At 49.5% G+C, this 24,583-nt stretch carries 17 protein-coding genes, 1 tRNA gene and 1 CRISPR repeat array; of the genes, 14 read left to right on the top strand and 4 right to left on the bottom strand.

The features are described from left to right. Positions 1 to 155: 155 nt before the first annotated feature. Positions 156 to 284, top strand: coding sequence for a hypothetical protein (locus ACEW9I_RS15400; RefSeq protein WP_373541212.1), 129 nt, complete (start codon positions 156 to 158; stop codon positions 282 to 284). 460 nt (positions 285 to 744) lie between these two features. Then, positions 745 to 999: a CRISPR direct-repeat array (repeat unit 37 nt; unit sequence GTCACAACCATCCTTCTTCGTGAGGATTGGTTGAAAG). 280 nt (positions 1,000 to 1,279) lie between these two features. Here ACEW9I_RS15400 and ACEW9I_RS15405 read toward each other — a convergent pair. After that, positions 1,280 to 1,351: transfer RNA gene (locus tag ACEW9I_RS15405), tRNA-Gly, on the bottom strand. Between the two features lie 162 nt (positions 1,352 to 1,513). On the opposite strand from ACEW9I_RS15405, the gene ACEW9I_RS15410 reads away from it, so the two are divergent. Beyond that, on the top strand, positions 1,514 to 2,365 hold the full coding sequence (locus ACEW9I_RS15410) for a glycerophosphodiester phosphodiesterase (RefSeq protein WP_373541213.1): 852 nt from the start codon (positions 1,514 to 1,516) through the stop codon (positions 2,363 to 2,365). Between the two features lie 227 nt (positions 2,366 to 2,592). Here ACEW9I_RS15410 and ACEW9I_RS15415 read toward each other — a convergent pair whose 3' ends face one another. Next, entirely contained in the window at positions 2,593 to 4,251 is a 1,659-nt protein-coding gene (locus ACEW9I_RS15415) for a transglutaminase domain-containing protein (protein WP_373541214.1), read from the bottom strand. Positions 4,252 to 4,511: 260 nt separating this feature from the next. On the opposite strand from ACEW9I_RS15415, the gene ACEW9I_RS15420 reads away from it, so the two are divergent. Continuing rightward, complete coding sequence (locus tag ACEW9I_RS15420; protein WP_373541215.1) at positions 4,512 to 4,745, top strand: DUF2283 domain-containing protein; 234 nt, start codon at positions 4,512 to 4,514, stop codon at positions 4,743 to 4,745. Positions 4,746 to 4,840: 95 nt separating this feature from the next. On the opposite strand, the gene ACEW9I_RS15425 is transcribed toward ACEW9I_RS15420, so the two are convergent. After that, on the bottom strand, positions 4,841 to 5,062 hold the full coding sequence (locus tag ACEW9I_RS15425) for a DUF4327 family protein (RefSeq protein ID WP_373541216.1): 222 nt from the start codon (positions 5,060 to 5,062) through the stop codon (positions 4,841 to 4,843). 315 nt (positions 5,063 to 5,377) lie between these two features. Here ACEW9I_RS15425 and ACEW9I_RS15430 point away from each other — a divergent pair, with 315 nt between their 5' ends. The 4 genes from ACEW9I_RS15430 (at position 5,378) to pruA (ending at position 15,182) form a co-directional block, all read left to right on the top strand. Further along, positions 5,378 to 7,483 carry a TIGR00300 family protein gene (locus ACEW9I_RS15430; protein WP_373541217.1) on the top strand — a complete coding sequence of 702 codons (2,106 nt, stop codon included), beginning with the start codon at positions 5,378 to 5,380 and terminating at the stop codon, positions 7,481 to 7,483. Between the two features lie 506 nt (positions 7,484 to 7,989). Then, positions 7,990 to 8,832 carry a cyanophycinase gene (locus tag ACEW9I_RS15435; protein ID WP_373541218.1) on the top strand — a complete coding sequence of 281 codons (843 nt, stop codon included), beginning with the start codon at positions 7,990 to 7,992 and terminating at the stop codon, positions 8,830 to 8,832. A gap of 264 nt (positions 8,833 to 9,096) precedes the next feature. Then, positions 9,097 to 11,835: a cyanophycin synthetase gene (gene cphA / locus ACEW9I_RS15440; RefSeq protein ID WP_373541219.1), complete on the top strand. Its 2,739-nt coding sequence runs from the start codon at positions 9,097 to 9,099 to the stop codon at positions 11,833 to 11,835. 314 nt (positions 11,836 to 12,149) lie between these two features. Then, on the top strand, positions 12,150 to 15,182 hold the full coding sequence (gene pruA, locus ACEW9I_RS15445; RefSeq protein WP_373541220.1) for an L-glutamate gamma-semialdehyde dehydrogenase: 3,033 nt from the start codon (positions 12,150 to 12,152) through the stop codon (positions 15,180 to 15,182). Positions 15,183 to 15,742: 560 nt separating this feature from the next. On the opposite strand, the gene ACEW9I_RS15450 is transcribed toward pruA, so the two are convergent. Beyond that, positions 15,743 to 18,499: a valine--tRNA ligase gene (locus ACEW9I_RS15450; RefSeq protein WP_373541221.1), complete on the bottom strand. Its 2,757-nt coding sequence runs from the start codon at positions 18,497 to 18,499 to the stop codon at positions 15,743 to 15,745. A 305-nt stretch (positions 18,500 to 18,804) separates the two neighbouring features. Here ACEW9I_RS15450 and ACEW9I_RS15455 point away from each other — a divergent pair, with 305 nt between their 5' ends. The 7 genes from ACEW9I_RS15455 (at position 18,805) to proS (ending at position 24,547) form a co-directional block, all read left to right on the top strand. After that, on the top strand, positions 18,805 to 19,281 hold the full coding sequence (locus ACEW9I_RS15455; RefSeq protein WP_373541222.1) for a hypothetical protein: 477 nt from the start codon (positions 18,805 to 18,807) through the stop codon (positions 19,279 to 19,281). A gap of 87 nt (positions 19,282 to 19,368) precedes the next feature. Beyond that, the gene (locus ACEW9I_RS15460) at positions 19,369 to 19,560 is read left to right on the top strand and encodes a hypothetical protein (protein WP_373541223.1); all 192 of its coding nucleotides are present in this window, start codon (positions 19,369 to 19,371) and stop codon (positions 19,558 to 19,560) included. A gap of 98 nt (positions 19,561 to 19,658) precedes the next feature. After that, on the top strand, positions 19,659 to 20,831 hold the full coding sequence (gene dxr / locus ACEW9I_RS15465; protein WP_373541224.1) for a 1-deoxy-D-xylulose-5-phosphate reductoisomerase: 1,173 nt from the start codon (positions 19,659 to 19,661) through the stop codon (positions 20,829 to 20,831). A gap of 196 nt (positions 20,832 to 21,027) precedes the next feature. Beyond that, positions 21,028 to 21,951, top strand: coding sequence for an ornithine carbamoyltransferase (argF, locus tag ACEW9I_RS15470; protein ID WP_373541225.1), 924 nt, complete (start codon positions 21,028 to 21,030; stop codon positions 21,949 to 21,951). Positions 21,952 to 22,023: 72 nt separating this feature from the next. Beyond that, positions 22,024 to 22,167, top strand: coding sequence for a hypothetical protein (locus ACEW9I_RS15475; protein WP_373541226.1), 144 nt, complete (start codon positions 22,024 to 22,026; stop codon positions 22,165 to 22,167). A 95-nt stretch (positions 22,168 to 22,262) separates the two neighbouring features. Continuing rightward, positions 22,263 to 22,646, top strand: a complete 384-nt coding sequence (locus tag ACEW9I_RS15480; protein ID WP_373541227.1) for a retropepsin-like aspartic protease — start codon at positions 22,263 to 22,265, stop codon at positions 22,644 to 22,646. 98 nt (positions 22,647 to 22,744) lie between these two features. Continuing rightward, positions 22,745 to 24,547 (top strand): proline--tRNA ligase, encoded by a 1,803-nt coding sequence (proS, locus tag ACEW9I_RS15485; protein WP_373541228.1) that lies wholly within the window; start codon positions 22,745 to 22,747, stop codon positions 24,545 to 24,547. The last annotated feature ends 36 nt before the right edge of the window (positions 24,548 to 24,583 follow it).

Raw genomic sequence — 24,583 nt, forward strand, 5'->3', positions numbered from 1 at the left:
TGACCGCTAATTATCAACAAGCAGAGCTTATTGATAATAATTTATGAAACACTTAGTTTTTGAGGATTGGTAGTGATTGGCTCAAACACAGTCAGGTAATTGATTTGATGATGAGGCTAGCCTCATCGAACTCAGGTTATAACCGTGTAAGCGAATTGATTGTTAACAAAGCTGGACAATGTGGGATTGCGATCGAATATGGCGACCAGCCAGCTAGAGCAAGTCCCAACGATCGATCTCAGGAAATTGCCCTATCTGCCTATGCAAAACGGACAATTCCATAACTTGCTAACTTCGCACCTAGAAAATAGAATATAAATACTATTAATCGCGCCGTGTTGAATGTTAGCAATAACCGCTCCAATGCGTTAAATGAGGGTTTGTTTGACAGTAGAGATACTGTTTTACTTTCTGACCCTGGTAGCTGCGAGTCCCGATGCTGCTGTCTCTTGCAGACAGGAATCAGGTGCGCTCCCAGCAATACGGATGTAGATATACTACTCAGTGGCTACCCAATCATCCACATGTGTGGAAACTATTCTTTGAAGTTCGCGCGAACCTATAGTAAGGGTCATTTTCCTGGTAGGTTCGCGCTGAATCTTCAACATTAGACTGGCTCAGGTTTCTGAGCAATTTCGACCTAGCGATCGAATCAGTTTATAGCAATTGCGAGAAGTATGACTGACCTGGTTCGCGATCGATACGCTTCAAATCCTTTTGGGGTATACACGATCGACACATCCCGTCACAACCATCCTTCTTCGTGAGGATTGGTTGAAAGCCACTACGCCCCGCCGAAGAAACAGCCCTACTCCTGGGTCACAACCATCCTTCTTCGTGAGGATTGGTTGAAAGGATCGCCACCTAGCCAACGGCGATCCAATCCACCGTCACAACCATCCTTCTTCGTGAGGATTGGTTGAAAGAGCAATGACATGACTTTTAAGTACGTCAAGGCTGGTGTCACAACCATCCTTCTTCGTGAGGATTGGTTGAAAGTATGCTCATGTCAGCTTAAATAGAGCTAATCTTCTCTCTCAAGAATAGTTGAAAGGAGTCTCATCGCCCGCTTTTAATGTAAAAGCAACGAAAATAACATATTGCGACTTTTTAATAACGTAAGTCCGTTTAGATGACAATAATTAGTCACCAATTGTTTGACAGCATGAATGTGTCTCGAAGACACTTAATTAGTCTTGATGACAGCAATGTGGTACCGATGACAAAGAATGTGTCACTGTACAAATGTACAACAAGGGAAAACACTCGTGCAAATTAAAGCGGGCGATGAGACTCGAACTCACGACGTTCACCATGGGAAGGTGACATTCTACCACTGAATTACACCCGCAATAGATATCAATATTAACACATAACTCGATCGATTGGCTACAGATGTGTTGGACATAGTTAAGGATAATTTATTAGACTTGAGATAGTTCGCTGCGTCAGCGCAACTGCTGGGTACGAGCATCGCAGTTCTAACTAGAGATCGGGATTAGCTAAAATTGTTATGAATAAATTACCTCACATCTCATCCGTACAGCCGCTGAGGATCGGGATCGTGGCTCATCGCGGTAAAACAGCTACAGTCAAATCTGAAAACACAATTGAAGCTTTTCAAAAAGCAATCGAGATCGGGATTCCGCAGATCGAATTTGATGTCAGGATGTCTCAAGATGGGTACTTAATTAGTTATCACGATCGCACGATCTTACTTGAGGATGAAACTCAAGGAGAGATTGAGATCGCCGCTCTCAAATATCACGAACTACAAGCGATCGCCAATAGCAGAGGCTTTGCAGTACCATTATTTGAAGATATTCTCAAGCTCTGTGGCGATCGCATCGCGCTAGATATCGAAATCAAAGAGGAAGGTTATGAAGAGCGGATTGTCGAGTTGGCTACTCATTATTTAAAGTATGCTAACTTCGTCATCAAATCTTTTAATGATGATTCAGTAAGCAAGATTAAAGATTTAGATCCTCAGATTAAAGTGGGATTACTACTCGGAAAAGTGCGGGGTAGATTTCCACTGCTAAGTGTGTTAGCGCAATTTTTTCCTGAATATCGCATCTTTAAAACCGGAGCAGACTTTGTATCACCACATTTTCGACTCTTGAAATTTGGGTTTTTGTGGCGGATGAAACTACTTGACAAAGCAGTTTATGTGTGGACGGTAAATGAGGAACGACGATTGGTGAAGTTATTGAGGCGCAAGGATATTGCCGCAATTATCACTGACAAACCAGAATTGGCAATGAAAATCCTCGATACACACCACCCGCAGCGACTCGGTGATAATATCACGCCACTGGTAAGACGCGACAAACCAGCGCGAACCGCTAGTCCCCCGATGAACTAAAGTTAACAAAGAACAGGGGTGAAAATCCCCCACCTTTTAGGTGGATTCTGCTTGGTTCATTTTCATGGACAGGGAACCTGTCCGAAAATAAATCCGCTTTTTAGGGTGGGGTCTGCTTGGTGCGTTTCCATTGCCCTAGAAACAAAGGCGGGAACGCATCCGCTCGCATCCCCATCCTAAAAACTTCGCTATCAACTGTCAACTGTCAACTGTCAACTGTCAACTTTTTAACAGCCTCCATGCGGATTTAGCTCTGCCAAGATCCGAAAGCGAATGTGATTGATCGCCAGATCGCCCATCGACAGATGCTCTGGCTTGTCCGCTGCTTTCATTTTCTCAAACGAGATCCCTTTGCCGATTTCGGTATGATACCAGGCTAGACCCATGAAAAACCGCGTCGGATAGGGACCGCGTTCGATCGTGTCGTCCATATTTGATTCCATCGGCAACCAACCCACTCCAGGTACATAAAACTCCAACCAGACATGGTTAAAATCGGGCTGAAGGGGTTGGTAAAAGCGATCGGGATAGGGGGGACATTTGTATCTGCCGATCGTCCGACAGGCAATGCCATTCAGGCGTGAGAGCGCGAGTAAGACGCCCACGTACTCGCCGCAGGAACCAACGCCCCGCGTGAGGGCGACATCGGGAGTATCGATTCGCGGTTGGATGCCATAAGAGAGCCTGTCATAGACATAGTTACGGATTTTGAGCATCTTCCGCAGCACATTTGTCTCCGTACCAGCGGCTTCTTTGGCTGCTTGGATCATGGTTGGCGTATCCATTGCCAGATCGTCATCATCGACTAGATATTGCTCCAGCGCAGTAACTTGGGTGGGACTGTCTTCGAGATCGTCAGGAGTGAGGGAATACTTGAGACCGTACATTTCGATCGTCGCTTTCCAGCCAATTAGTCCACCCTGATGGGGATCGAGCCTGTCGAATTTGAAAACGGCTACTTTTTGACCTTCCTGTACTTCGATCGTATACTCACAACCAATCGGTGCGATCGATCGCACTTTCTGGCGCAGAGTATCCGATGGTAAGGCAATCCGCCACTCGACTTGGTTGAGGGTGACGGCTTCGAGGGGTAGTAGTTCTTCGACGTAGGACAGTTCGACCAAGAAGCCGTTGGAGAGGGTATAGTGGGCGGCAGGATCGTGGTGGATGTATAAGGGATGAATAAAGGTACGATCGCGGAATGTCAACTGATAGGGAAATTTGGCATTGGGATCGTCTCGAATGTAGGGTTCTTCATCGGCATACGCTACATAACAAGTTGGTTTTTCATCAGTATTGTCAAATGTAATCCCCGTCGGCGAACTAAAGGGGGTGAGCGCGCTCAATCGGATCGCTCCAGTGTTACGATCGAGACAATAGACCGTTTGCTCGGCGCGATCGCATACCCATAGCGCATCATCGTGGATCGCCAGCGTTTCACACCCGACTCCGGGCTGAGGCAACTGCGCGATCTGTTTGCCCGTACTGCGCTCGAAAATGTGGATATAGCCAGACTTCTGACAGCTCACATACACCCTCGCGTCGCAGACGGCGACTCCTGTCACTGGATAGGGTAGCCGCGTAAAAATTGTGGGGATGAGGCGATGACGATCGCACCACAGCACTTCCTGTCCTTTGGCAAACCAGAATGTATCTTCCCACAGCGTCAACCCAGTTACCCCGATCCAATCGGGAACGTGTGGTGGGTTGAGAATCCGCGTGTCATTGGTGTGCGGATCGATCTGCACCAGATAGCCGCGTACCGTATCGACGGAGAGTAAATGTGCTCCATCTGTCGCCAGTCCTGAGAGGGCATAAACACCAATCGGTCGAATCGTAGCATGGGACAATGAAAGATCGGGAACCGCGCCTTCAGGCTTAGGCATAAATCGATGGCTCAAAACATTTATCATAGTATAGCCTTCAAGTCTGACCTCAGCTCACTACGATCGCTTTGAGCCTCCCAAAATTACCCCGAACTTTTGTGACCCTTGATACATTAGCGCGACCTGCTCTATGAATAGGATGGAGGACAGTATTGGATTTCTCGATCTGCGTACTTAGACACTCTTGTCATGCGTCTCTAGCTACAGCTTAGAAAACCCATCACTCGCGATCGTCATCTCATCAAGGATACAAACGTCTAATGAAGGTTATTTATGACCCCGATAAGGATATTTTGCAAATTATATTCATCGCAACGACTGTGGAAGAAACAGCACAACTTGCCCCAGGATTGGTAGTAGATTATGATGTGGACGGCAATACGATCGGGCTAGAGATCGCCAAGGCATCGACGAAGGTCGATAATCCTTATGATATTTCCTACCGCGTTGGTGAAGCCAATGGTGATAAGCCTAGACCACAAGAGCATGGCTGAGCGATCGCGCAGTGCTAAGATCGGTGCCAAGCTCAGCGCAGAGTTATGGGTCAAGCAGCGTAGTTTGTCATCAACTGAGCGATCCCCGCAGGTATTTAATCATTTTCCCAAGATTCTGCCCCAACCAAATCGATCACCCGACCTCTTAACACATAGTCATAGGCAGCCACCAGATGTTCGACCTCTCGCCATTGGCGATCGCCAAAAAATTGCTTGAGTTCGTAGATCCGTTGTTGGCGATCGATAAATCCCCGTGCGACTAGAGTCCGCACCTCGTCTTGAAAGTCACTAATCCGATATCGCTCGATTACAGCCACGATCCTTATCTCCTTATCAAAGTTTTAGTATGACCAAGCCAGTAAACGGTTTGTAATTCTATTGTAGAAGTATCAGTCTGGCTATGTCCATTGACATTGGTCGATCGATTTACTTTCTATACTAATTCTAGCCTAACTCTCTGCCTGTAGATAGATATTTTTGGGAAAGGATGTTGCGATGCTGGATGCATCAATTGGTACAATTGACGCGTCTAAATTATTGCAAATGTCCGCGATCGCTCAGAGTTATCCCACCGCTAACCGCACCGATCGCTGCCCACACCCAACCAAGTCCCGTTCGATCTTGAATTAACCATGACTAATGCTGTCCGAATTTTGATGTGTGCGCCCGAGCATTACGAAGTCGATTATGTAATCAATCCGTGGATGGAAGGCAACATTCATCGCTCATCGCGGGAGCAAGCCGCCGCCCAATGGGAGCAGCTATATCAAGTCTTGAAGAACTACGCGTCGATCGATCTAGTCGCACCGCAGCCAGGATGGCCAGATATGGTATTTACTGCCAATGCTGGATTGATTCTTGGGAATACTGTCGTGCTCAGTCGCTTTTTTCACCCCGAACGTCAGGGTGAAGAGCCATATTTTCAACAGTGGTTTGAAAGCCAGGGTTACAAAGTCCATACCTTGCCCCAAAGTTTGCCATTTGAGGGGGCGGGAGATGCTTTGCTCGATCGGGGTGGACAGTGGTTGTGGGCGGGTTATGGCTTTCGCTCGGAACTCGATTCCCATGCTTATTTGGCGCAGTGGTTGGATGTCGAGGTGCTATCCTTGCGGCTGGTAGATCGACGGTTTTATCATCTCGATACCTGCTTTTGTCCGCTGGTGGATGGGTATCTGTTGTACTATCCGGCGGCGTTTGATACCTATTCCAATCGCCTGATCGAGTTACGCGTCCCAGCGGACAAACGGATTGCGATCGAGGAGGCGGATGCAGTCAATTTTGCTTGTAATTCGGTCAATATCGATCGCGTCATCGTCGTCAACAAGGCGAGCGACAGGCTCAAACACACCTTACACGATCGCGGCTTCACCGTCGTCGAGACTCCACTGACAGAATTTCTCAAAGCAGGTGGTGCAGCCAAATGTTTGACGCTCAGAGTCACCGAAACCTATCATGAGTCGCCCCAAGCCTCGAAGATTCAAAGCCGGACGATCCATCTCGAAGGGCATTTACTCGATTCTGGACTAGTAAATCGGGTGCTCGATACGATCGTCGCAGGCGGTGGTAGTTTCCAAGTAGTGAATTTTAGTCTCGGCGCACAGCGGCTAGATACATCAGCAGCAGAAGTCAAGGTTTCGGCTCCTGATGTGGCGGTGATGGCGGATATTATGGGACAACTGATCGATCTCGGTGCGGTGAGTGCCACAGACGAGATGACTGATGCCGATCTGGCTCCAGTAACTCAGGCTGGAGTTGCCGCTGATGACTTCTATGCAACGACGATCTATCCGACTGAGATTGCCATTGCAGGTAAATGGATCGAGGTGCAGGGACAGCGGATGGATGGCGCGATCGCCGTTACTACCACCGCGACCGGATCGATCGCCCGTTGTAAGCTATTACGCGATCTCCAACTCGGTGAATCAGTCGTCGTCGGTAGCGAAGGGATTCGCACCAAACGCAACGCCACCACCATTAAAAAGGTCGCCACCGAAGAATTTAGCTTCATGGGTGCAGGCGTATCCAGCGAACGACGGGTAGAACTAGTCGTCGAACAAATTGCCTGGGATCTGCGCCAGATCCGCGATCGCGGTGGCAAAGTTGCCGTAGTCGCAGGACCAGTCGTGATCCATACTGGGGGCAGCAAGCACCTCAATCAACTGATTCGCGAGGGCTACGTCCACGCCCTCCTCGGCGGCAATGCGATCGCCGTTCACGATATCGAGCAATCCTTGATGGGCACCTCACTCGGTGTCGATATGCAGCGCGGCATCTCCGTCCATGGCGGTCATCGTCACCACCTCAAAGCGATCAATACCATTCGCCGCTGTGGTAGCATCGCCAATGCCGTCGAGCAAGGCGTCCTCCGCAGTGGGGTGATGTATGAATGCGTCAAGCACAATGTCCCATTTTCCCTGGCTGGCTCAATTCGGGATGATGGCCCCTTGCCTGATACCCAGATGGATCTAGTCGCCGCTCAAGCGGAATACGCCCGCCTGATTGAAGGTGCCGACCTGATTTTGATGCTCTCAAGTATGCTGCACTCGATCGGCGTCGGCAATATGACCCCAGCAGGGGTAAAAATGGTCTGTATCGATATCAATCCCGCCGTGGTGACCAAACTGAGCGATCGCGGCTCGATCGAGTCGATCGGCGTCGTCACCGACGTGGGGCTATTCTTGAGCTTACTGGTGCAACAGCTCAATAAGTTGACTGGACAATATGGGGTTAGTGGGTAGGAGGTAGTATTGGTGGATGGTGGATGGTGGAGTAACCCATCGATCGCTGATTGCTGCTAGTTTATAGCCGCGCCAATGCCGATCGAGTAACTCACATTTTATATCAAATTGATAATGCCTGAAACCTAGCTGGTGGGCAGTGCCCACCCTACTGGCGTGACCAGACTAAAAATGTGGGCATTCAGAACTCTGAAAAATACAATTAGTAATATTTTGGGCGATCGCTTTACCCACAGTTTTAGTCGTGTCGAGCCATTACATTTTCTGCATCATGATTGCTCTTCCCCTACCGATTTGCTGAATACAGCATACAGCATGTAGTCAAGATCTAGATCTGTCAACTGCAATACAAAAACATAGGTAGCCGTTTTGATAAAGTCATGCTAGTGTGCTCTAGGTGTGTGTAGATCGAATCAGACTCGCTCGAGCTGGAGATTTACTTAGACTCTACTAAACTTTGATTTTGCTGCACCACGGTGATATGATGGGACACTTAAAATCGTTTTATGCTTGAAGTACAGCCGTTCCTGGCTCAACAATCCATGGTAATTTCTACCCATTATCCGGTCATGGTTATTGGTGGAGCAGAAGACAAAGTTAATGGGTGCGGCATCTTGACCGCATTCTTCACAAGTGCTGGTGGCAAGATGGCGACGATCGGCATCATTCCCTGCGCGTCACAAGAACCCAGCGTTGTCGGCGATCGCTACCACCAGATCTTCCAGGGGATGGGCGCACAAGTGCAGATCCTGGATATTCGTCAGCCCAAAGAGTGTGACGAAGAACGCTGGTTGAATATCCTAGCTAGCTGTACGGGGGTTTTTTTGACTGGTGGGGATCAGTTGCGACTGCGGGATCTGATTGGTGGGAGTCAGTTTATGACTGCGATCGAACAAAGAATCAAGAGTGGCAATCTCGTCTTAGCCGGAACCAGTGCTGGGGCGGCGATCGTGGGTGAGAAGATGATTTCTGGAGGCAGCAGTGGCAACTCGCCGAGTCAAGGGTTAGTCGATCTCACCACTGGTTTAGGTATTTTTCCCGAGTTACTGGTAGACCAACATTTTCATAACCGCAATCGGATGGCACGGTTGATGAGTGCGATCGCGGCGCATCCTGATAAGTTGGGGATTGGAATCGACGAGGATACTTGTGCAGCTTTTGAAAATAGCACAGTCTTTGAAGTCCTCGGCAAAGGCACTATTACTATCATCGATCCAGGGAGATTGACTCATACCAACTATCTTAGGTCAGGGGAAACCTCGCCCCTGAGCCTGCATAACCTGACCGTTCATGTCTTGACTTGTGGCGATCGCTATGACTATCAACGGCGGTTGGTATTGCCATCCTAGCTGTCGGCACCATCGGTTGGCAGGACTGTCCATCGAGCGTACTTGAAATCTGGTATGGTACACCAATTCAAAATCGAGCGATGTGTAGCAGTGAATACGGAATTAGCCCCTCAACTTGAAATTAAGTAAGAGTGCGTGCTCGATCGATCTACAAAAGATGTGAGCCTAGCAGATTGTTATTGCTCCACCTTGGGAAACTTTACTTAAAACCACAAGATTGCACTCGACTTGGGGTGTAATAAGCTTAAGGATATCTAAACTTATATGAAAATTATTCAAACTCAAACGCTTCGAGGTCCGAACTACTGGAGCATTCGTCGCTCAAAGCTGATCTTGCTGCGGCTGGATTTGGAGGAGCTAGCGGAGCGACCTTCCGATACGATTCCTGGATTTTATAGTAGCCTCGTGGCGGTGTTGCCCAGTTTGGAGGAGCACTATTGCTCGCCTGGTTGCAAGGGTGGATTCTTGAGTCGGGTGCGGGAAGGCACGATGATGGGACACATCCTCGAACATGTAGCACTAGAGTTGCAAACCCTGGCAGGGATGCCAGTGGGGTTCGGGCGCACCCGCGAGACAGCCACTCCAGGCATCTATCAAGTAGCGATCGAGTACCAAGTCGAAACAGCAGGGCGATATGCCGCCAGAGCTGCATTGCGGCTGTGTCAGAGTATTGTCGAGACGGGGATCTATCCCCAGGTGGAACTCGATCGAGATTTGCACGATCTGGTCGAGCTACGCAATGAAGCCGCTCAGGGCGCAAGTACCGAGGCACTGGTAAAAGAAGCCGAGAGCATGGGGATTCCCTGGATGCATCTAGAGACGTGCGACTTGTTCCAGTTCGGCTATGGTAAGTATCAAAAACGCGTCCAAGCAGCACTGACTTCTCATAGCAATATTTTGGGAGTGGAGCTAGCCTGTGACAAAGAAAAGACCAAGAAAATCTTGGCAAGTATGGGCGTGCCTGTGCCGTTGGGAATGACGATTTACTCATTTAATGAATTAGCCGCCGCGATCGATCGCTTAGATGGCTATCCGATCGTGATCAAGCCCCTCAATGGCAACCACGGACGGGGAATTACGATCGATATTCGGGACTGGGAACACGCAGAAATCGGTTACGATCGCGCCCGAGAAGTCTCCGCAGGCGTGATTGTCGAGCATTTTTATCAAGGCAGCGACCATCGAATTTTGGTCGTCAATCACAAGGTTGTAGCAGTCGCCGAGCGGGTACCCGCTCACGTTGTCGGCGATGGTGTGACGACGATCGCCGCCCTCGTCGAGCGTGAAAATCAAGACCCGCGACGTGGTAATGGTCATGACAACATGCTGACGACGATCGAGCTAGATGATTCGACCGCTGAAATGCTCCGCCGTCAGGGAGTTAGCCTCGATACCATCCTCCCTGCTCAGCAGGTGTGCTATCTGCGGGCAACTGCCAATCTCAGTACGGGCGGGATCGCGATCGATCGTACCGATGAGATCCACCCCGAAACCTTGTGGATGGCTGAGCGCGTCTCGCGGATTATCGGGCTAGATGTCGCTGGGATCGATGTCATCACCACCGATATCACCAAAACCCTGAGCGAAGCGGATGGGACGATCGTCGAAGTCAATGCCGCACCAGGCTTGCGGATGCACATTGCCCCCAGTCAGGGCGTCGGGCGCAATGTCGCCGCCCCGATCCTCCAGATGCTGTTTCCCCCAGGCGCACCCACGCGGATTCCGATTGTCGCTGTGACAGGTACGAATGGTAAAACTACCACTACGCGGCTGATCGCGCACATTTTTAGTCAGGTGTACGATAACGTCGGCTTTACTACGACTGATGGTATCTATGTCAGCAATCGACTCATCGAAAAGGGCGACACCACTGGACCGCAAAGTGCCCAAATCATTCTGCAAGATCCAACGGTAGATATTGCCATCTTGGAAACCGCACGCGGTGGGATCTTGCGATCTGGTCTGGCATTTCAGCAGTGTGATGTCGGGGTGATCTTGAATGTCGCCGCCGATCATCTCGGACTAGGCGGGATCGAGACGATCGAGCAATTAGCCAAAGTTAAAGGCGTCATCGCTGAATCCGTTCATCCTGAAGGTTATGCCGTCCTCAATGCCGATGACCATCGGGTCGCCGCAATGGCGGACAAAGTGCCAGGGAAGGTCGCCTACTTTTCAATGGATGCCGATTGTCCATTAGTGCGATCGCACGTCCGACGCGGCGGGATTGCAGCAGTGTACACAGACGGCTACCTGACGATCTTGCAGCAGGATTGGGTACATCGGGTGGAAAAAGTAGAGCTAGTTCCGCTGACTTTGGGCGGACGCGCACCGTTTATGATTGCCAACGCTCTGGCTGCCAGTCTCGCCGCCTTTGTCCAAGGGGTGAATATCGAGCACATTCGGGCGGGTCTGCGGAGCTTTCGCGCCTCCGTCCAGCAGACGCCAGGACGGATGAATTTATTCAACCTCGGACGCTATCACGTCCTAATAGACTACGCTCACAACCCTGCTGGATATGCAGCAGTCGGCAGCTTTGTCAAGAACTGGACGGGACCAACAATTGGCGTCATCGGCGGCCCTGGCGATCGTCGTGATGAAGATCTGATAGAACTGGGACGACTATCGGCGACGTTCTTCGAGCGGATCGCGATCAAGGAAGATGATGATACTCGCGGTCGCGCCTGGGGTGAGGTGGCAGAGTTGATCGTCCAAGGGATCGAGCAAGTTGCCATAGATACCAAAGCTTTGGTGCCACACTCCATTCTCCTCAATGAAGCAGAAGCGATCGAATGGGCGTTGGACAATGCCCCCGAGCATGGCTTGGTGACGATCTTCCCCGATAATGTCAGTCGGGCGATCGCCTTGATTATGGCTCGGAACCCAATTATCGAAGATCCAACGGCAGTCGTCTTAGTAGAAGTGCCACCAACAGTCGCCCCCACGATGGAACCACTGGTAGAGGCGATCGCAATCAACAATAACGGCAAACTTAGTGTCAAGTAAGTGTCGATAAGCAACCCAAGTTGCTACTTATGGGAACGCCTAAGATTGTGTCTTGATTCGCTAAACCGTCGGGTTTCCCGACGAGCGCGAATCGCAAATCGTGGCTAATAATGCAAAGTCCGCCTACGCGGACTAGTTTATTCGTGCGCGTAGGCGGACTTTGCATCACAAGCAGCGGTTTTAACCGCTGAGATTGTCGGTAGTATAGCAGTCTTCAATGAGCAGCCCAGCTACTGAGTCGATCGGGTCTTGACATGACCAGAGCCTAGCGGTACAAAGTGAGATTGATGGTCATTACCTGAGGAGTTTGTTTGATGGTTATTAATTCAGTGCGATCCAGTTCCGCAGCCACAAGTAAGGCTACCTACGAACATCAAACCCAAGCGATCGCCCAGCAATTGCTAGCCGCAACCACCACCAAGCGATCGCTCTTTGCCAAAGTGCGGGATACCTTGCGCTGGGATGACAAGCTGCTGAGTTGGACGATGGACAACCCTGGCTTACGGGTGCAACTGTTCCGCGCGATCGATTGTTTGCCAGCTTTGACGACCAAATCCGAAATCGCCCGTCATCTCCAAGAATATCTGACCGCTCCCGATGTGGAATTGCCCCAAGCACTCAAGGGGCTGCTCAACTTTACCGCGCCCGACTCGATGCCAGGACAAGTCGCTGCAACTACGATGTCTACCGCCGTCGAAACCCTCGCGCGCAAATACATCGCAGGCGAAAACATCCAGCAGACACTCAAAAGCATCGAACGACTCCGCCACCAATCGATGACCTTCACCATCGATGTCCTCGGCGAAGCAGTAGTCACCGAAACCGAAGCCCAGTACTATCTCGATCGCTATCTAGAGTTGATGACTCAACTCACCACCGCTGCCGGACAATGGTCTAACGTCCCCCAGATCGATCGGGCTGACGGGGTAGATCTCGCCCGAGTACAGATTTCGGTCAAGCTGACGGCATTTTATTCCCAATTCGATCCCCTCGATGTCTGCGGCTCCCAAGAGCGAGTGAGCGATCGACTGCGGATCTTGCTCCGCAAGGCGCAGGAAGTGGGCGCGGCGGTACATTTTGATATGGAACAGCATCGGTACAAGGATGCGACCCTAGCGGTGCTCAAGCCCCTGCTGATGGAAGCAGAATTTCGCGATCGCACCGATATCGGCGTCACCCTCCAAGCCTACCTCCGCGATAGCTACCAGGACTTACAGGATCTCATCGTCTGGGCAAAACAACGCGGTAAACCGATTACTGTTCGGTTGATTAAAGGTGCCTACTGGGATCAGGAAACAATTACCGCCCGTCAAAATCACTGGCCGACCCCCGTATACAACCATAAATCCTCCACCGATGCCAACTTCGAGCGGATGACTCAACTGCTGCTCGAACATCACGAGTATCTCTACGCCGCGATCGGCAGTCACAATGTCCGCTCTCAAGCTCACGCGATCGCGATCGCCACAGCCCTGAAGATCCCCCCCCAGCACCTCGAATTTCAAGTCCTCTACGGGATGGCTGACAACCTCGCCACCGCCCTCGCCCAGCAAGATTATCGCGTCCGCGTTTACTGTCCCTCTGGCGACCTGATTCCTGGCATGTCGTACCTGATTCGGCGACTATTGGAAAATACCGCCAATAGCTCCTTCCTCCGTCAAAGCGTCTCAGAGCAACCGCTAGATGGACTACTAGCCGCTCCAGTTTGGGGTGAAGGCGATGCAGACGGGGCTACCATCACACCATTATCCCTCGACACAGCTACCGATCCAGTCACCCGCATCGATCCAGCCCCAGATACCGACTATGCGATCGCCGACAATCGATCGGCAGCAAGTACAGCTCTCACCACAGTCAGAGCACAGTTCGGGAAAACATACGCCCCGCTCATCGCTGGCGAACGGGTACCAACCACAGCCATAATTGATTCCGTCAACCCCTCCAATCCAGCCGAAATAGTCGGATCGATCGGGCAAATCGATATCCCCCAAGCCGAACGAGCGATCGCTGCTGCCAAAACCGCCTTCACCACCTGGCAACGCACCCCAGTTCCCCAACGCGCCGCCATCCTCCGCCGCGCCGCCGATCTCCTCGAAGCCCGTCGTCACGAACTCAATGCCTGGATGGTATTTGAAGCAGGTAAACCCCTCCCCCAAGCCGATGTCGAAGTCTCCGAAGCCGCCGACTTTTGTCGGTACTATGCCGCCGAAATGGAGCGACTAGATGCCGAAATCAGCTACGATGTAGCCGGAGAAACCGATCGCTACTTCTATCGTCCCAAAGGGATCGTCCTCGTCATTTCGCCGTGGAACTTCCCCCTCGCAATTCCCACCGGAATGACTGTAGCTGCTCTAGTCACAGGCAATTGTGTCTTGCTCAAACCAGCCGCAGTTACCTCCGTAATTGCCGCCAAACTCAGCGATATTCTCGTCGAGGCAGGCATTCCCGCTGGCGTCTTTCAATACGTCCCTGGCAGCGGATCGACCGTTGGTGCCCATCTCGTCAAACACCCTGAAGTACAGGCGATCGTCTTCACGGGTTCCCAAGAAGTTGGCTGTCAAATCTACGCCAGTGCCGCGATCCTCCAACCTGGTCAAAAGCACCTCAAGCGCGTCATTGCCGAGATGGGTGGCAAAAATGGGATTATTGTCGATGAAAGTGCCGACCTCGACCAAGCTGTCCAAGGGATCGTCGCTTCGGCGTTCGGTTACAGCGGTCAAAAGTGTTCCGCCTGCTCTCGTGTCATCGTCCTAGCACCGATTTATGACACATTTGTGGCACGACTAGTCGCCGCAACCCAATCCCTCAATGTCGGTGAGGCGATCGATCCTGGCACTAAGGTCGGCCCCGTCATCGATGCCGCCGCCCAGCAACGGATTCGCGATACGATTGCCAAGGGCAAACTGGAGGCTAATCTCGCCCTAGAGCTACCTACACCCGCAATAGGTTATTTCGTCGGCCCAGTCATCTTTACTGATGTCGATTCCCAATCTAGCCTCGCTCAAGAAGAGATTTTTGGCCCTGTACTATCAGTGATGAAAGCCGATACATTCGATCGCGCTTTGGAAATCGCCAATGGTACCAACTTTGCCCTCACGGGCGGACTCTACTCGCGGACACCCTCGCATATCAATCGCGCCAAAGCCGAATTTGAAGTCGGAAATCTGTATATCAATCGGACGATTACAGGTGCGATCGTCGCCAGACAACCTTTTGGTGGTTATAAACTATCTGGTGTCGGCTCCAAAGCAGGCGGCCCAGATTATCTGCTCCAATTCCTCGATCCGCGCACGGTGACTGAGAATATTCAACGCCAAGGCTTCGCACCAATCGACGGTGTAGAGTAAGAACGGTGGTTCGATCGATTCACAATCTGAATCGATCGATAGCAATCCTCAATCAGATCCTTGAGTATCGACATTGGGATGAACATCGAGGCTGGAAATCAGCACTTAATCATCCAACTTGGGTAACTCAATCCCCATCGTCGGATCGGCACTAATATATTGGCTTTTGAGCAACCAACCATAGAAGCTTTCCTTCGGTAGTTTTCACCAACAACTTCTAAGATGGTTGATATTCTCATTACAACAGCGATATAGCAGTCGCCAAGTTCATTAGGACGTTTTTTAGATTAGTCCGCGTAGGCGGACTTTGCATTCCGAGCGGCGATTTCAATCGCTGTGTCCTAACAGCCTTGGCGGTTGCCATAGATCTAATTAATCCTGTTCATCTTCGTAATTGGTTTACATACTGCTGTTACTGTCCCTCATGAACATGCAAATCACTGTATAGATTGAGATCCGAAATTAAATCGATCTCTACAAAGTTATACAGCCGACTGATGAACTTGATTCGAGCGTCAGCATCATTACAGCATCCCACACACATTCATTTCATTTTGATTTTAGAACTGTTCAAATCTCGATTTAAGGATCTCTTTTTGTTTTTCGGTTTCCAGCAAACTATCTTGAGTTTGTTGGACTACTTCTGGAGTAGCTCGTTCCATAAATTTGGTGTTATTTAGACGAGTGTGAATCGATGCGATTTCTCGATCGATCTTATCGATCTTCTTCTGAATTTTGGCTTTGAAGGCTTCGAGATCGACGACACCTGCCAGTGGGAGGATTATTTGGACTGTTGCAAAGACACTCGCGATCGTTGGTGAAGCATTTCCATCGGAGCTGCTTGTCTGTTCTTCCGCTAATTTATCGACAATAGTTAACTGTTCGATTTGTGCTAAATCACAGAGATAAGTTTTGCCGCGCTCCAAAATTTCTCGCTCGATTGCACTATCACTTTGCAAAACGATCGATATCTTCGTCACGCGTTTGAGATCGGCTTCTGCACGGAGATTGCGAATCGTGCGGGTGACACCGATGATCAGCTCGAATTCTCGATCGAGTTCGGAATTAATGAGGCTAGTATCGCTAATCGGATATGGTTGCATCGAGATATCATTTTGCTCGTTACTTTCAGTCAGCGTTTGCCAAATTTCGGCGGTAACGTGTGGCATGAATGGATGCAGTAATTTCAAGATCCCATCCAACACAAATGCCAATGTTTGCAGCACGACTAATTTACTCGCGGGATCTGCACCCTCTTGTAAGCGCGATTTGACTAGCTCGATATACCAGTCGCAGAAGTCACCCCAGATAAATTCATACAAGCCTTTAGCTGCTTCACCCAAGCCATAGCGATCGATATTAGCGCGCGTTTGGTGGATAGTTTGATGGAATCGCGATAAGATCCATTTATCGGCTACTTCTAATGATTCAGGTGCTATATTTGTCAAGTTATCGCGATCGATCTTAAACTCTGCACTCTCAAAGTTCAGCATCACAAATCGCGCTGCATTCCAAATTTTATTAGTAAAATTTCGACTGGCTTCGACAGATTCCGACTCGTCAGTTTTACGGTTGTATTGAATCCGAATATCTTGTCCCGCGCCGACAACTTCGCGAACTAGCGTGTATCGAAGTGCGTCAGTACCGTATTTATCGATCAATAATAATGGATCGATGCCATTATTAGCTGATTTGGACATCTTCTTCCCATTTTCGTCCAGTACCAAGCCGTGGATATAGACATCTTTAAACGGCATTTTACCCGTCAGATATCCCGACATCATCGTCATCCGAGCTACCCAGAAGAAGATAATATCGAAACCAGTAACTAGCGTTGAGGTTGGATAATACATCTCCAGATCCGCAGTGTTTTCCGGCCATCCTAAAGTCGAGAACGGCCATAATCCCGAAGAGAACCAAGTATCTAATACGTCAGGATCTTGAACTAATTGGACATCTGCGCCAAATTGTTCGATCGCTTGTACTCGCGCTTCCGCTTCACTTTTAGCAACAAAGAACGGCGTATTATCGGCGATCTCGCCACCAGATTCGCTCACCGCATACCAAGCGGGAATCTGATGACCCCACCACAATTGCCGTGAGATGCACCAATCTTGCAATTTGACCAACCAATCCCGATATACTTTCGTCCAGCGTTGGGGGACGAATTCGGGGGCATTGTGGTTGTCTAAGCTATCTAGACAGTTATCAGCTAAGGGGCGAATTTTGACAAACCATTGAGTTGATAATAATGGCTCGACTGGCACTTTGCCGCGATCGCTATAAGGTACAGTATGTTTATAAGCTTCGACCTTAACTAGATTACCTAGTTCTTCCAATTTAGCAACGATATTCCGCCGCGCTGCGAATCGTTCTTGACCGTTAAATTCACCAGCATTCTCATTGAGAGTGCCGTCTTTATTTATGATATTAATCAGCGGCAAATTGTGACGCTTGCCCATCGCAAAGTCATTTGGATCGTGAGCTGGAGTCACCTTGACACAACCTGTCCCAAATTCAGCCTCGACAAATTCATCACCGACGATGGGAATATCGCGATCGAGAATTGGCAATCTGACAGTTTTACCAATCAGATGCTGATATCTTTCATCCTGCGGATTTACCGCCACCGCTGTATCGCCCAACATCGTCTCAGGGCGTGTAGTCGCAACTTCAATAAATCCCGAACCATCGCTCAAAGGATACCGAAAATACCACAGACTCCCATTAGTTTCCTTATTCTCCACTTCCAAATCCGATACCGCAGACTGCGAAGCCGGACACCAATTAACTAAATACTGCCCCCGATAAATTAATCCATCCCGATGTAGCCGTACGAATGCCTCTAATACTGCCGCTGACAACCCCTCATCGAGCGTAAACCGTTCCCGCGTCCAATCTGCCGAGACACCCATCCGCTTGAGCTGATTGACAATTGTGCCACCAGACTCAGCCTTCCACTCCCACGCGCGTTCTAAAAATTTCTCGCGTCCGACATCATAGCGCGTCTTACCCTCAGCCTTGAGCTGTTTCTCCAGGATCGTCTGTACCGCAATACTCGCATGATCCGTACCAGGTAGATACAGAGTATTATCCCCGCACATCCGATGATACCGAATTAACGCATCGATCAGCGATTGTTCAAACGCATGTCCCAGGTGCAAACTTCCCGTCACGTTTGGCGGCGGAATGACGATACAAAAGGGTTTCCCACCTTTAGCCGGATCGACTTTGTAGGTTTGGTTAGTTTCCCAAATCTGCTGCCATTTGGCTTCGGTTGTCTTTGCGTCGTACTGGGGGGGAAGATTAGCTGTCATGGGATGCGTGATATTGGCACTCTATTATAATTGTGCCATAGAGTAGGGAGTGGGATAGATGAGTAGCAGAGATCTGGAAGGATTAAATCGCTGCGCCTCTGCGGTTAAAAACACGTAATTTTGAAGATTACCATCGATCGCCTACGAGAGCTTATATGAGCTAAATTTAGTTGATGCAGCGATCGCGATCGATGTTTCGGGAATCGATCGATGATAAGGTGTAGTCACATCAGCAAGAGTAACTTGTGGCTCATGCCCAGGTTTATTCGATCTGTAAATTTACCTAACCCCCAGAGCGTCAATAGATGAAGACTTGGTTAAACATTGGTGTCGTCGCGATCGTCAGCGCAGTTGGATTGGTTAACTCCCAGGTAGTCGTAGCTCAATCATTGGCAACCAGAGCTGAAATTGCTAAATATTCTAAAGACTATATCCCTGAATTTAAATCGAGCATCGTCGGGCAATCTGGTAATGAAAAACTAGGCGCAATCGATGTCAACATGAATTTTGATAGCTTTGGTGACAATAAAACAGAATTAGAAAATGCTGCCAGACAACTGTTCCACTTCAAAGGAGCAATATTGTTTCTCAATAAAAATCCAACTGCGCGGGCAGCAATCGAGAGTAAAATTAAGTCGATCGAGATTGCATTAGTTCCAGATGCTAAAGCAAAAAAAATGACATTCAAGAATGGTGTAGTGACTATGGCTTCCAGTTCTTACGATCTCGGTAAGTTTCATACTTCTGAAGATATCAAGAAATTCTTGCTCAAAAGCTTATAAACCACAGTTACAGCCTTATATTAACAATCCCACTGAGCTGATTTAAGATCGCCGGATCATCTCGATTTAAATCCGATCGAGATTTGGATGGTAAAATTGGCAGACCGCATCACCAATCTTCAGCCACCACCGATCCATTGGACATCAGCCAAGATCCTCCAGTATCGAGATGAAGCGATCGAAATTCATACCCATCTACAATTAGCCAGTCCCTTCCTAGCTTCGAGACTAGCCGCAAAGATTCAAAACTATCTAGAGGTAGAGGGTAGGAGGTTGTAAATTCACAGCAATGTGCGTCCAAAACTGAGTAAATAAAACCCGAACGCCGTAAGATGATAGAGATTAGACAAATCTGAACAAGATCGGCAACATAAATTGTGAAAGCGATTACTTTACTCGGTGCTACTGGCTCGATCGGGACTCAAACTCTAGATATCGTCGAACATCACCCCGATAAATTTCGGATTGTCGGACTAGCGGCGGGTAGCAATGTCGAGCTATTGGCGCGACAAGTGCGCCAGTTTCGCCCCGAAATTGTCGCGATTGGGAATGAAGCCAAGTTACCTGAGTTCAAAGCCGCGCTCTCAGAGCTAGATTATCGTCCCATCATCGTCGCTGGCGCACAAGGTACGATCGAAGTCGCTAGTTATGGTGATGCTCAAAGTGTCGTCACTGGGATTGTCGGCTGTGCGGGACTTCTCCCCACTATTGCCGCGATTAAAGCAGGCAAAGATATCGCCCTCGCCAATAAAGAAACCCTGATCGCAGGTGGCCCCGTCGTGCTACCCTTGGTCGAGCAATATGGAGTTAAATTACTCCCCGCCGACTCCGAACATTCCGCTATCTTCCAATGCTTGCAAGGCGTTCCCCCTGGTGGCTTGCGCCGAATTATCCTCACCGCTTCCGGTGGTGCCTTCCGCGATCTCCCCGCCGAAAAATTAGCCTCAGTGACCATTGCCGACGCCCTCAAGCACCCCAATTGGTCGATGGGTCAAAAAATCACCATCGACTCCGCCACCTTGATGAACAAAGGATTAGAGGTGATTGAGGCGCATTATTTATTTGGGTTGGGTTACGACGAGATCGAGATCGTCGTCCATCCGCAAAGTATCATTCACTCACTGATTGAGGTACAGGATACCTCCGTCTTGGCACAGTTGGGTTGGCCAGATATGCGCCTACCATTACTATATGCCATGTCCTGGCCCGATCGCCTCCCCACCAATTGGGAGAAATTCGATCTCGTCAAAGCTGGCGATCTGACATTTAGAGCACCCGATCGTGCTAAATATCCTTGTATCGACCTAGCATACGCCGCTGGCAGAGCAGGCGGCTCGATGCCAGCAGTCTTAAACGCCGCTAACGAGCAAGCAGTGGCACTATTTTTGGCTGAGAAAATTCACTTCCTAGATATTCCCAAAGTTATCGAAAAAGTCTGCGACAAACATCGTGCCGATTTTACTCTGACTCCAAGCTTAGATGATATTTTAGCTGCCGATATCTGGGCGCGGCAAATGGTACTCGAACTCAGTCAACAGGTATTTGTTTAGAGAGATGGTCGAGTTTATCCACTAATTACTAATTAATTACTAGCAGATCGATCGCCAATCGGTTTGGCGATCGAGACTCCCATCTCCAAATTTTAACCACAGCGGGATCTTTAGGGTTTCAGCTTTGCTAAATCTTGTGATAAGATTGTCGCTCTCGATGTTTGATTAATATCTTAGTTGTGTGAGGGTCGATCGCATGAGTGGTTTACAGGGTCGGGATTTATTGAGCATGACAGATCTGAGTGCTGATGAGACACTCACCCTCCTGCAACTTGCTGCCGATCTCAAGCAAGGCAAACTCAAACCGAACTGTCACAAAACACTCGGACTGCTATTTTACAAGGCTTCGACGCGGACGCGGGTCAGCTTTTTTGCGGCAATGAGTCAAATCGGCGGACAAGTCATCGACTTAAATATTGGGGCGATGCAGATCGGGCGCGGGGAGCCACTCGCAGACACCGCTAGGGTACTGGATCGCTATCTGGATGTCCTGGCGATTCGGACGTTCGAGCAAACGGATGTGGAGACTTTTGCCAAGTATGCTCAGATGCCGATTATTAACGCCCTGACAGATCTAGAGCATCCCTGTCAGGTACTCGCAGATCTACAGACAATTCAGGAAAATTTCGGACAATTAGCGGGATTGAAACTCGCTTATTTGGGCGATGGGAACAATATGGCGCACTCGCTGATGCTCGGTTGTGCGACGGTGGGGATGGATATCGCGATCGCCTGTCCTGAGCATTTTATACCCGATTCGCAAATAGTCGATCGCGCCAGATCGATCGCCGCAATTAAGGGTACTCAAATTTTAGTAACGCAATCGCCCCAAGAGGCTGTCAGCAGCGCACAAATCGTCTATACCGATGTCTGGGCAAGTATGGGTCAAGAAACCGAATCCGATGCCAGGATGCCCGTATTTGCGCCCTATCAAGTCAATCAGGAACTATTGACCCTTGCCGATCCTAGCTCGATCGTGTTGCATTGTCTCCCCGCCCATCGTGGTGAAGAAATCACTGCTGATGTCATCGAAGGAACCCGCTCCCGCGTTTGGGATCAAGCCGAAAATCGGATGCACGCTCAGAAGGCTCTGTTGGTTAGCGTCTTGGGTGCAGATTGACAACTAACGAGAGGGTACGCGATCGCGCGCGCGATTTACAATAGATTTGAAAATAGAATTGCTCGGAAACTGATGCAACCTACTCCCGAACAAACCAGAGCGATTATCCGCTGGGGTCATCAACATCGTCGGATGCTCAGAGCAAAATATCGTCGTCAGTTTGTTGCTTACAGTGCCACGCGGCTCTTGCGGCAGGAAGAAATTGGGATTTGGTAGAAGCCCTCGCGACAGCAGCAGGAGAACCCTATCTGGTAAAGTGGATTCCCGCGCAGACATCTGAATTTCAATTTTTTTAGTTTAAATTCTATGGCATGGCTCGGCATGAATGGGAGCCAGAATATCCTGTCACTCTGGGGAATGGCTCGATTAGTCACGATGCTTTGATGCTGGTGGACTCTGGTGCCGAGTTAAGTTTGATTAGTTTGGACATTGGCAAGTTATTGGGGTTTCGACTAGCAGATCGAGAAATCTTACTAGAAGGTACGGGTGTTGGCGGTGAGATCCAATACGTCAACCGCGAAATCGATCTAACCATTGATGGACATGATTTCCAAGCTCCCGTAGCTTGGCTGCAAACGGAAATTGCTGATGCTCCCTTGTTATTAGGTAGGGAGGTGGTATTTGATTTATTTAATATCGAATTTATCCAAGCGGAAGAACGGATCGAGTTTAAATGGCGAGGAACCCCAGAATAAGCCAGCAATGGCTCTACCCACATCAGCCCCGACCCTGCGATAATATCGATAGTCAAGCCTTACTATTGTCAGGCGAGTGAACCAATCGAAGAATTACGATGAGACTGTCCAAAAGCCTATTTGTCACCCTCCGCGAAGAACCCGCCGAAGCCGAAATCCCCAGCCACAAACTGCTATTGCGGGCAGGATACATTCGCCGGATTGGGAGTGGCTTGTATGCTTATCTACCCCTGATGTGGCGCGTATTGACCAAGGTACGCCAGATTGTCAAAGAGGAAATGGATGCCACGGGCGCACAAGAGTGTCTGCTACCCCAGCTCCAACCCGCCGAATTGTGGCAACAATCGGGACGCTGGGATACTTATACTCAGGCGGAGGGGATTATGTTCGCTTTTACTGACAGACAAAAGCGGGAAGTAGCATTAGGCCCAACTCATGAGGAAGTTGTCACGGCGGTGGCGCGAGATTTAATTAAGTCTTACCGTCAATTACCACAGCATTTGTATCAGATTCAGAGTAAATTTCGGGATGAAATTCGCCCTCGGTTCGGATTGATGCGCGGGCGGGAATTTATCATGAAAGATGGTTATTCCTTCCATGCGGATGCGGAGAGTCTGAAGGCGACTTATGATGATATGCACACTGCTTACTGCAAGATGCTCACGCGCTGCGGTTTGAAGTTTCGAGCGGTGGATGCGGACTCTGGCGCGATCGGGGGATCTGGTTCGCAGGAATTCATGGTGCTGGCGGCGGCGGGTGAGGATGATGTGATGTATACGGCAGATGGTAAATATGCCGCCAATGTGGAGAAAGCCGTTTCGCTGGCTCCTGATGCTGTGACATCTGCTTTTACTAGTTATGAACTCAAGGATACACCGAATACAAATTCGATAAATAAACTAGTAAAGTTCCTCGAATGCGATCCGACTTCGATTGTCAAAAATGTGCTTCAGCAAGCGGTCTACGACAATGGCAAGACGGTTTTAGTATTAATTAGCATCCGTTCGGATCGCGAGGTCAATCAGGTAAAACTTACTAATGAACTGGTCAAGTTAGCTCCCAATTATGGAGCCAAAACAGTTATCGCCTTAGATGTACCAGATGGGGTCGCGATCGCTAAGTGGGTGGCTAAACCATTACCACTCGGTTACATCGCGCCCGATTTGAGCGATGAATATATCAATGCTAATCCGAATGTCCATCCCCAATTTCTCCGAATTGTCGATGCTACCGCTGCTAGTCTGACCAACTTTATCACGGGCGCAAATGAATCGGGAAAACATGTCGTCGGTGCCAACTGGAATACTAATTTCCCGCTGCCTACGGTAACTGTCGATGTTCAAAAAGCCTTAGTCGGAGATCGCGCGATCCACGATCCGACTCAACTATTGGAAACCGCGCGCGGGATCGAAGTCGGGCACATTTTCCAACTAGGAACCAAGTATTCTGAGGCGATGGGTGCCACTTTTACCACCGAGCAGGGTGACGAGCAGCCATTGGTGATGGGTTGCTATGGTGTCGGTGTATCCCGATTGGCACAAGCAGCAGTCGAGCAATCCTATGACAAAGATGGGATTATCTGGCCAGTGGCGATCGCGCCTTATCATGCGATTATTTGCGTGCCTAATATCAGCGATCCTCAACAAATGGCGGTCGCCGAACGCCTCTACACCGAGTTAAATCAGATGGGGGTCGAAACCATCCTCGACGATCGCGATGAGCGGGCTGGGGTCAAATTCAAGGATGCAGACTTGATCGGTATCCCTTGGCGGATCGTCACTGGTCGATCGCTCAAAGATGGTAAAGTAGAAGTCGTCCACCGCGCTACGAAACAATCTCAAGATGTCTCGATCGAGACTGTTGGAGCGATGATTCAAGAGTGGATCGTCAATGGTGGATAAGTGAATAGTGGGTACATACATCCGATTGTCTGTACT

Origin of the sequence: Chamaesiphon sp. (genome assembly GCF_041738855.1) — a bacterium.
Lineage (GTDB): Bacteria > Cyanobacteriota > Cyanobacteriia > Cyanobacteriales > Chamaesiphonaceae > Chamaesiphon.